This window comes from Microbacterium sp. B35-04, assembly GCF_010634885.1.
Taxonomy (GTDB): domain Bacteria; phylum Actinomycetota; class Actinomycetes; order Actinomycetales; family Microbacteriaceae; genus Microbacterium.
On the sequence record NZ_MWLP01000130.1, the window covers coordinates 1 to 7,381 of the forward strand.

8 protein-coding genes are annotated in these 7,381 nt (G+C 70.8%); all 8 read left to right on the forward strand.

Annotated elements, in window-relative coordinates:
• Positions 1-657: ATP-binding cassette domain-containing protein (locus tag B1729_RS19565; RefSeq protein ID WP_163634487.1), on the forward strand; the 657-nt coding region annotated here is incomplete at its 5' end.
• Positions 654-1,397 carry an ABC transporter ATP-binding protein gene (locus B1729_RS19570; RefSeq protein ID WP_163617424.1) on the forward strand — a complete coding sequence of 248 codons (744 nt, stop codon included), beginning with the start codon at positions 654-656 and terminating at the stop codon, positions 1,395-1,397. The genes B1729_RS19565 and B1729_RS19570, both read left to right, overlap by 4 nt.
• A complete protein-coding gene (locus tag B1729_RS19575) occupies positions 1,394-2,269 on the forward strand; it encodes a branched-chain amino acid ABC transporter permease (protein ID WP_163617423.1) in 876 nt (291 codons plus the stop codon). The genes B1729_RS19570 and B1729_RS19575 overlap by 4 nt, the downstream gene beginning before the upstream one ends.
• The gene (locus B1729_RS19580; protein ID WP_163634489.1) at positions 2,269-3,390 is read left to right on the forward strand and encodes a branched-chain amino acid ABC transporter permease; all 1,122 of its coding nucleotides are present in this window, start codon (positions 2,269-2,271) and stop codon (positions 3,388-3,390) included. The genes B1729_RS19575 and B1729_RS19580 overlap by 1 nt, the downstream gene beginning before the upstream one ends.
• On the forward strand, positions 3,387-5,012 hold the full coding sequence (locus B1729_RS19585; RefSeq protein ID WP_163634491.1) for an AMP-binding protein: 1,626 nt from the start codon (positions 3,387-3,389) through the stop codon (positions 5,010-5,012). The genes B1729_RS19580 and B1729_RS19585 overlap by 4 nt, the downstream gene beginning before the upstream one ends.
• Positions 5,013-5,014: 2 nt before the next feature.
• On the forward strand, positions 5,015-5,686 hold the full coding sequence (locus B1729_RS19590; RefSeq protein ID WP_239525804.1) for a TetR/AcrR family transcriptional regulator: 672 nt from the start codon (positions 5,015-5,017) through the stop codon (positions 5,684-5,686).
• On the forward strand, positions 5,686-6,438 hold the full coding sequence (locus tag B1729_RS19595) for a 3-hydroxybutyrate dehydrogenase (RefSeq protein WP_163634493.1): 753 nt from the start codon (positions 5,686-5,688) through the stop codon (positions 6,436-6,438). The genes B1729_RS19590 and B1729_RS19595 overlap by 1 nt, the downstream gene beginning before the upstream one ends.
• Positions 6,435-7,367 (forward strand): alpha/beta fold hydrolase, encoded by a 933-nt coding sequence (locus B1729_RS19600; RefSeq protein WP_239539727.1) that lies wholly within the window; start codon positions 6,435-6,437, stop codon positions 7,365-7,367. The genes B1729_RS19595 and B1729_RS19600 overlap by 4 nt, the downstream gene beginning before the upstream one ends.
• Positions 7,368-7,381: the final 14 nt, after the last annotated feature.

The following is a 7,381-nucleotide window of genomic DNA, read 5'->3' on the forward strand; positions in this document are numbered from 1 at the left end:
AACGGCGCCGGCAAGACCACGCTCTTCAACGTGATCTCGGGGCTGATGAAGCCCACCGCCGGACGCGTCCTGCTCGACGGCCGCGACATCACGACGGCATCCGTGCCCGCGCGGGCCCGAGCGGGACTCGGGCGCACCTTCCAGACGGCCAGCCTCTTCCCGAAGCTCTCGGTGCTCGAGAACGTGCGTCTGGCGGCACAGGTGTCGCTGGGCGGGTCGGGGTCTCTGCTGCGCTTCCCGAGACGGACGGATGCCGCGACCGAGCTCGCGCTGGCGAAGCTCGACGTCGTCGGGCTCGGGCACATGCGCGACGCGTTCGCGGGCGACATCTCGCACGGCGACAAGCGCAAGCTCGAGATCGCGGTGCTGCTGGCGACGGAGTCGAGCATCGTCCTGCTCGACGAGCCGATGGCGGGCGTCGGCTCGGGCGACGTGCCGGGGCTCGTCGAGAACATCCGGGCGATGCAGCGGGAGAAGGGCTGCACCCTGCTCATGGTCGAGCACCACATCGACGTGCTGATGGGTCTCGTCGAGAAGGTCGCCGTCATGTACTTCGGCACGATCATCGCCTACGACACGCCACAGCGGATCATGGAGGACCCTCTCGTGCAGAGTGCATACCTCGGCACCGGATCGACGGGGACGGAGGCCGCATGAACGCGACACAGCCCGACGGCGCCCGAGCCTCGGCGTCGCCCGTCCTCACCGTGCGGAACCTCCGCTGCACCATCGCCGGTCAGCAGGTGGTCGAAGACGTCTCGTTCGACGTCCCCGCCACCGGCATCACCGCGGTGCTGGGGCGCAACGGCGTCGGCAAGACGTCGACCCTCCGCGGCATCCTTGGTCTCATCGCGCGCCGCGGCGAGGTGCGCCTGGCCGGCGAGCGCATCGACGGGCTGCCCACGCACAAGATCGTGCGCCGCGGCGTCGGCTACGTGCCCGAGGACCGCGAGGTCTTCGCGAAGCTCACCGTCGCCGAGAACCTGGCGCTCGCCGAACGGCAGCGCCAGCCCCGCCGAGACTTCGTGGCCGAACTCTTCCCCGACCTGGTCGCCCGGCGGGACCAGCAGGCGGGCACCCTCTCGGGCGGCCAGCAGCAGATGGTCTCGGTGGCGCGAGCGCTGATCAACGACAACATGCTGCTCCTCGTCGACGAACCCACCAAGGGCCTCGCGCCGAAGATCGTCGCCGAGGTCGCCGACGCGCTGCAGGAGGCGTCCAAGACCGTCCCGATCCTTCTCGTCGAGCAGAACCTCGAGGTCGTGCGACGCCTCGCCGACGATGCCATCGTCATCGCCGGCGGACGCGTGGCGCACGTCGGCCGGGCCCGCGCCATCCTCGACGACGAAGACCTCACCCGCCGTCTTCTCGGCGTCCACGTGGAGCACGCCGCATGAGCACCCTCGTCCTCACCCTCATCACCGGCGTCGGCCTCGGCGCCCTCTACTTCCTCGTCGCGAGCGGCCTCAGCCTCATCTACGGCCTGATGCACGTCCTGAACTTCGCGCACGGCGCCTTCCTCACGCTGAGCGCGTTCATGGGCTGGATGGTCGCGCAGGCGCTGGGCACGGACTCGTGGGGCTCGTTCCTGCTGTCGGTGCTCGCCGGCGCCGGTGTCGGCGCCGTCTTCGCGACGCTGACCGAGCTCGTGCTCATCCGCCCGCTGTACGAGCGGCACATCGAGCAGGTGCTGGTCACCGTCGGCCTGTCGTTCGCGGCGGTCGCGCTCTTTGAGGGGATCTGGGGCACCGATCCCATCCACATCGCAGGGCCGCCCTGGCTGAAGCAGACGACCGAGGTGCTCGGCGCCCGCATCCCGAACACCTACTGGGTGCTGATGATCGCCGCGGTGCTCGTGCTCGCCGCCCTCGTGCTGTTCCTGCAGAAGACGCGCTACGGCATGATCATCCGGGCGGGCGTCGAGAACCGCTCGATGGTGACGGCTCTCGGCATCGATGTGAGGCGCTCGTTCACCCTCGTCTTCGCGATCGGCGGTGCGGCTGCCGGCATCGGCGGGGTGCTGGCCATGCACTACTCCACGTTCGTCTCCGCCCACCTGGGGCAGACGCTCCTCATCTTCGCGTTCATCGTGACGGTCGTCGGCGGCCTCGGCTCGCTCACCGGCGCCGCCGTCGCGTCGGTGCTCGTGGCGGTGTTGCAGCAGTTCGCCAATTTCTACCTCGGCGGCACCGGCGACTTCATCGTCGTGATCCTCCTGGCGCTCGTGCTGCTGGTGCGCCCGGCCGGACTTCTCGGGAGGAAGGCGTGATGCGTCGCTACGTCCCTGCCATCGTCGGCGTGGCACTGGTGGTCTTCATGGCCGTGCTGCCGCTGCTGAACCTGTCGCTGCCGGGCATCCTCCCGACCCCGACGTACATGCCGGGCACGCTGGCGCTGCTGTCGCTCTGCATGGTGTTCGCCGCCCTCGCGCTGTCGTACAACCTGCTGCTCGGATCGGGCGGGATGCTGTCATTCGGCCATGCCCTCTACTTCGGGGCCGGCGCGTACGGGCTCGGGATCGCGCTCGAGCATTTCGGGGTGCCGCTGTGGCCGGGGGTCTTCATCGCCCTGATCGGCGGCATGGTGATCGCACTGGTCACGGGGGCGGTGTCCATGCGGGTCTCGGGCATCCCCTTCGCGATGGTCACGCTGGCGTTCGCGCAGGCCGGTTCCGTGCTCGTGCGCCGCAACTCGCAGGTCACCGGCGGTGAGGAGGGATTGAGCCTCAACACCGATCAGGTGCCGGACTTCCTCATCGGCGTCGTGAACACCCGCAATCTGTACTGGTTCGCCCTGGCGGTGCTCGTCGTCGTGTACCTCGTGACGCTGTGGGTCGACACCTCGCGGCTCGGCCACCTGGCCCGCGCGACGCGCGAGAACGAGCAGCGCGTCCGCGTGCTCGGCCTCTCGCCCTACCGCGTGCGGCTCATCGTCTTCGTCATCGCCGCCGGTCTGGCGAGCCTCGCCGGCGTCGCCTACATGCTGCTGCAGTCCGGCACGGTGCCGCGGTCGGTGTCGGCCGACCTGACGATCACCGTGCTCGTGATGGTCGTGCTGGGTGGCGTCGGATTCCGCTGGGGTGCGATCGTGGGCGGTGTGCTCTACACGCTGCTCGATCAGCGACTCACCGTGCTCGCCGGCTCCGATGCCATCGCCGGGCTTCCCGACTGGCTGCGCGTGCCGCTGTCGGAGCCGCTCTTCCTCTTCGGCGTGCTGTTCATCGTGGTGGTGATGTTCCTCCCCGGCGGGATCGCCGGCACGATCGACGCCGCCGCGCGCCGCCGTCGCGGCGAGCGCGTGCGCGGCGCGCTGCGGCAGCTCGACGACGCGGGCGAGACCCCCGAGGCGGCCGCCGCTGGTGCCGCCGCGTCCGACAGGGTCCGCGCATGACCTGGAACGCCGACCCCGACATCGACGACGGACCCCACACGATCGGCCGCTGGATCGTCGACCGTGCGGTGCGCTCGCCGGAGCGCATCGCGATCGACGACCGCGGCGTGACGATCGACTACGCGACGCTCGCCGCCCGCGCGACCGAGCTCGCGGACGCACTGCGTCGGGCGGGCTACGGTCCGGGTGATCGCTTCGCGACCGTGTCGGGCAACTCGACCGACCATGTCGTCGCCTTCTTCGCGTGCGCCATCGCGGGCATCGCGTTCGTGCCGCTGTCGTGGCGGCTCACGCCGCGCGAGCTGGCCGACGTGCTGACCCGTTCCGCGCCCGCGCTGGTGCTCATCGAAGACGAGCACGCCGCGCTTGCCGGCGAGGCCCTGCGCGTCGCCGACGGCCTCGCCGGCGCCCCTGTCGCCGTTCTCGGCACCACAGGCGTCGAGGTCGCCGTCCCCAGCGCTGCCCACCCACGGCCGCGGCCGCCGGTGCGCGACGACGACCCGCTGCTCGTGATCTTCACGTCCGGCAGCGAGGCGGCGCCGAAGGGCGTCGTGCTCACCCACGCGAACTGCTTCTGGAACAACCTCGCCCTCGCGCAGGCGCTGCCGCTCGGCCAGGACGACGTCGTGCTCGCGATGCTCCCGCAGTTCCATGTCGCTGCCTGGAACTGCCAGCCGCTGCTCGCCTGGTGGGTCGGTGCGACCGTGGTGCTCGAGCGGTCCTTCCACCCGACGCGCGTACTGCAGCTGATCGCCGACCGGCGGGTCACCGCGATGATGGGCGTGCCGACGCAGTACCGGATGCTCGCGGACGACCGCGAATGGGCGACGACCGATACGGCGTCCCTGCGGCTCGCGCTCGTCGGCGGCGCCACCATGCCCGTCGCGCTGCAGGACGCGTGGACGGCGCGAGGCATCGCGCTGACGCAGGGCTACGGGCTCACCGAGGCGGCGCCGAACGTGCTGCATCTTCCGGCGGCCGAGGCGGCGGGAGCGCCCGGCGCCGTGGGACGGCCCTACCCGCACGTGGCGGTGCGTGTCGTCGACCCCTCCTCGGAGCTCCCGCTCGAGGGCGAGGCCACCGGCGAGCTCTGGGTGCGCGGGCCCAGCGTGTTCGCCGGATACCTCGGTGACGACGCCGCGACGGCGCGGGCGATGAGCGGTGAGTGGCTGCGCACCGGCGACCTCGTGTCGCGCGACGCGGACGGCGTCTTCCGTGTGGTGGACCGTCTCAAGGACATCTTCATCTCCGGTGGTGAGAATGTCGCACCGGCGGAGGTCGAGTACGCGCTCTGCCTGCACCCGCTCGTGGAGGCAGCCGCGGTGGTCGGCGTGCCCGACGAGGTGTGGGGTGAGCGCGGTGTCGCGTTCGTCGTCCCCGTAGCCGGAGCTGCGCTGTCGGTGGACGAGCTGCTCGCGCACGCGCGCCGCAACCTCGCGGCGTTCAAGATCCCGGTGCACATCGAGCAGGTCGATGCGCTCCCGCGCTCGACGATCGAGAAGCTCGCCCGCTCGCGCCTGCGCGAGCGCGCCCGGAATCTGGTGAGCCGCTCGCCGCAGAGCGCGCACGGGGAGAGCGGTCGCGCCGTCAGCGGCGCACCCACGAAGGGGGAATCTCGATGAGCATGTCCGACGAACTTGTCGAACACGAGGAGGAGCTGGTCTCGTCCGCGACCGGGCGGCCACTCACCAAGCGCGGTGAGGCGACCCGGCGGCGCCTGCTCGAGGCAGCGGAGCTCGTGTTCGCAGAACAGGGCTACCACGAGGCATCCATCGTCAAGATCACCGAGCGAGCAGGCATCGGCCTCGGCACGTTCTACCTGTACTTCGACAGCAAGCAGGCGATCTTCGAAGCGCTCGTGCTCGATCTCAACCGCCGCGTGCGGCACTCGATGTCGGAGGCGATGACCGGAGCCTCGTCGCGGCTGGAGGCCGAACGGGCCGGCTTCGCGGGGTTCTTCCGGTTCACCGCGGAGCACCCGGCGCTGTATCGGGTGGTGCGCGAGGCCGAATTCGTCTCACCCGAGGTGCTGCGCACCCACTACACCCGCATCGTCGAGGGCTACGAAGCGGGGCTGCGCGCGGCGCAGTCGGCCGGCGACGTCGACCGCGGCCTCGATCCGGAGACGACGGCGTGGGCGCTCATGGGCATGGGCGAGCTCATCGGCATGAGGTTCCTGCTGTGGGAGCGCGACGCCGAGGGCAAGCCGCCGGCGCAGCTCGACCCGGTGGTGTTCGCCGGTATGACGCGGTTCATCGACAACGCGCTCGCACCGCGGGCGGGGGAGGACGACTGATGGCAGAGCAGGACCTCGCAGGCAGGCGCGCGCTGATCACGGGCGGTGCCAGCGGCATCGGGCTCGCCTGTGCTCACGAGTTCGCGGCCCGCGGCGCGCACGTCACCATCGCCGACCTGAACGCGGATGCCGCGACGGATGCCGCCACCGCGGTCGGCGGCGAGTCCTGGGTCGTCGACCTCGCCGACACCCGCGCGCTCGACGAGCTCACGCTCGATGTCGACATCCTCGTGAACAACGCCGGCATCCAGCGGGTGTCGCCGATCACGGAGTTCGATCCCGAGGCATTCCGGCTGCTGGTGCGCCTCATGCTCGAGTCGCCGTTCCTGTTGATCCGCGCGGCGCTGCCGGCGATGTACGAGCGGGGGTGGGGAAGGGTCATCAACATCTCGAGCGCCCACGGTCTGCGCGCGAGCGCGTTCAAGTCCGCCTACGTGTCGGCGAAGCACGGCCTCGAGGGACTGTCGAAGGTGACGGCGCTCGAGGGTGCTCCGCACGGCGTGACGAGCAATTGCATCAACCCCGCCTATGTGCGGACGCCCCTGGTCGAGAAGCAGATCGCCGACCAGGCGAAGGTGCACGGCATTCCGAAGAGTGAGGTGGTCGAGAAGATCATGCTCACCGAGAGCGCCGTCAAACGCCTCGTCGAGGCGGACGAGGTGGCGTCGCTCGCCGGGTGGCTGGCGTCGGAGAAGGCCGGCATGGTCACCGGCGCCTCGTACACGATGGACGGCGGATGGACGGCCCGATGAGCGACGGCAACGCAGGGCACCGCTATCGCGAGATCGACGTCCCCGTCCAGGGCGGCATGCTGCGTGCCGGTGTGTGGGAGCCTGCGGATGCCCAGGGCGAGGTGCCCACCGCGCTGGTGGTGCACGGGGTCACCGCCTCGCACCTCGCGTGGCCTTTCGTCGTGGACCGCCTGCCTGGAGTGCGCGTCGTGGCGCCCGACCTGCGGGGCCGCGGGCGGAGCAACGGCATCGCGGGTCCGGCAGGGATGGCCGCGCACGCCGACGACCTCGCCGCGCTGCTCGATGCGCTCGGGATCGAGCGGACCCTCGTGGTGGGGCACTCGATGGGTGGCTTCGTCTCCGTAGTCTTCGCCCACCGGCACCCGGAGCGCGTGTCGCGTCTGCTGCTCGTCGACGGCGGGCTGCCGCTCGACGTTCCGGCGGGGCTCAGTACCGACCAGCTTGTCGCCGGCATCCTCGGACCGACCGCCGCGCGGCTGTCCATGAGGTTCGCGAACGCGGGGGAGTACCTCGACTTCTGGCGGCGGCATCCCGCCTTCGAAGGCGCGTGGACCCCCGAGCTGGAGCGGTATCTCGCCTACGACCTCGTCGAGGACGGCTCGGGGGCATTCCGGCCCGCGACGAGCTACGAGACCACCGCCGACGACACCCTCGACATGAATGGCGGTGCGGCGCTGCCCGATGCGTTGATCGGGCTGCAGCATCCTGCCCGCCTCCTCACGGTTCCCCGCGGACTGCAGAACGAGCCCCCCGGGCTGTACGCCCCCGCACACCTCGAGCGGCTGCTCGCCACCTACCCCGGCGTGCAGCACGAGCGGGTCGACGGCTTCAACCACTACACGATCGTGATGTCGCCGTCCGGCGCGGATGTCGTCGCCGCCGCCGCCCGCGAGGAGCTCGCTGCGGCGACCACGCCCACCAGGCCGTGAGTCGCTGCGGCGGA

Excerpts from the sequence above, each read along its gene's own strand:
- B1729_RS19570 (WP_163617424.1), top strand. The coding sequence starts at position 654 with ATGAACGCGACACAGCCCGACGGCGCCCGAGCCTCGGCGTCGCCCGTC.
- B1729_RS19575 (WP_163617423.1), top strand. The coding sequence starts at position 1,394 with ATGAGCACCCTCGTCCTCACCCTCATCACCGGCGTCGGCCTCGGCGCC.
- B1729_RS19580 (WP_163634489.1), top strand. The coding sequence starts at position 2,269 with ATGCGTCGCTACGTCCCTGCCATCGTCGGCGTGGCACTGGTGGTCTTC.
- B1729_RS19585 (WP_163634491.1), top strand. The coding sequence starts at position 3,387 with ATGACCTGGAACGCCGACCCCGACATCGACGACGGACCCCACACGATC.
- B1729_RS19590 (WP_239525804.1), top strand. The coding sequence starts at position 5,015 with ATGTCCGACGAACTTGTCGAACACGAGGAGGAGCTGGTCTCGTCCGCG.
- B1729_RS19595 (WP_163634493.1), top strand. The coding sequence starts at position 5,686 with ATGGCAGAGCAGGACCTCGCAGGCAGGCGCGCGCTGATCACGGGCGGT.
- B1729_RS19600 (WP_239539727.1), top strand. The coding sequence starts at position 6,435 with ATGAGCGACGGCAACGCAGGGCACCGCTATCGCGAGATCGACGTCCCC.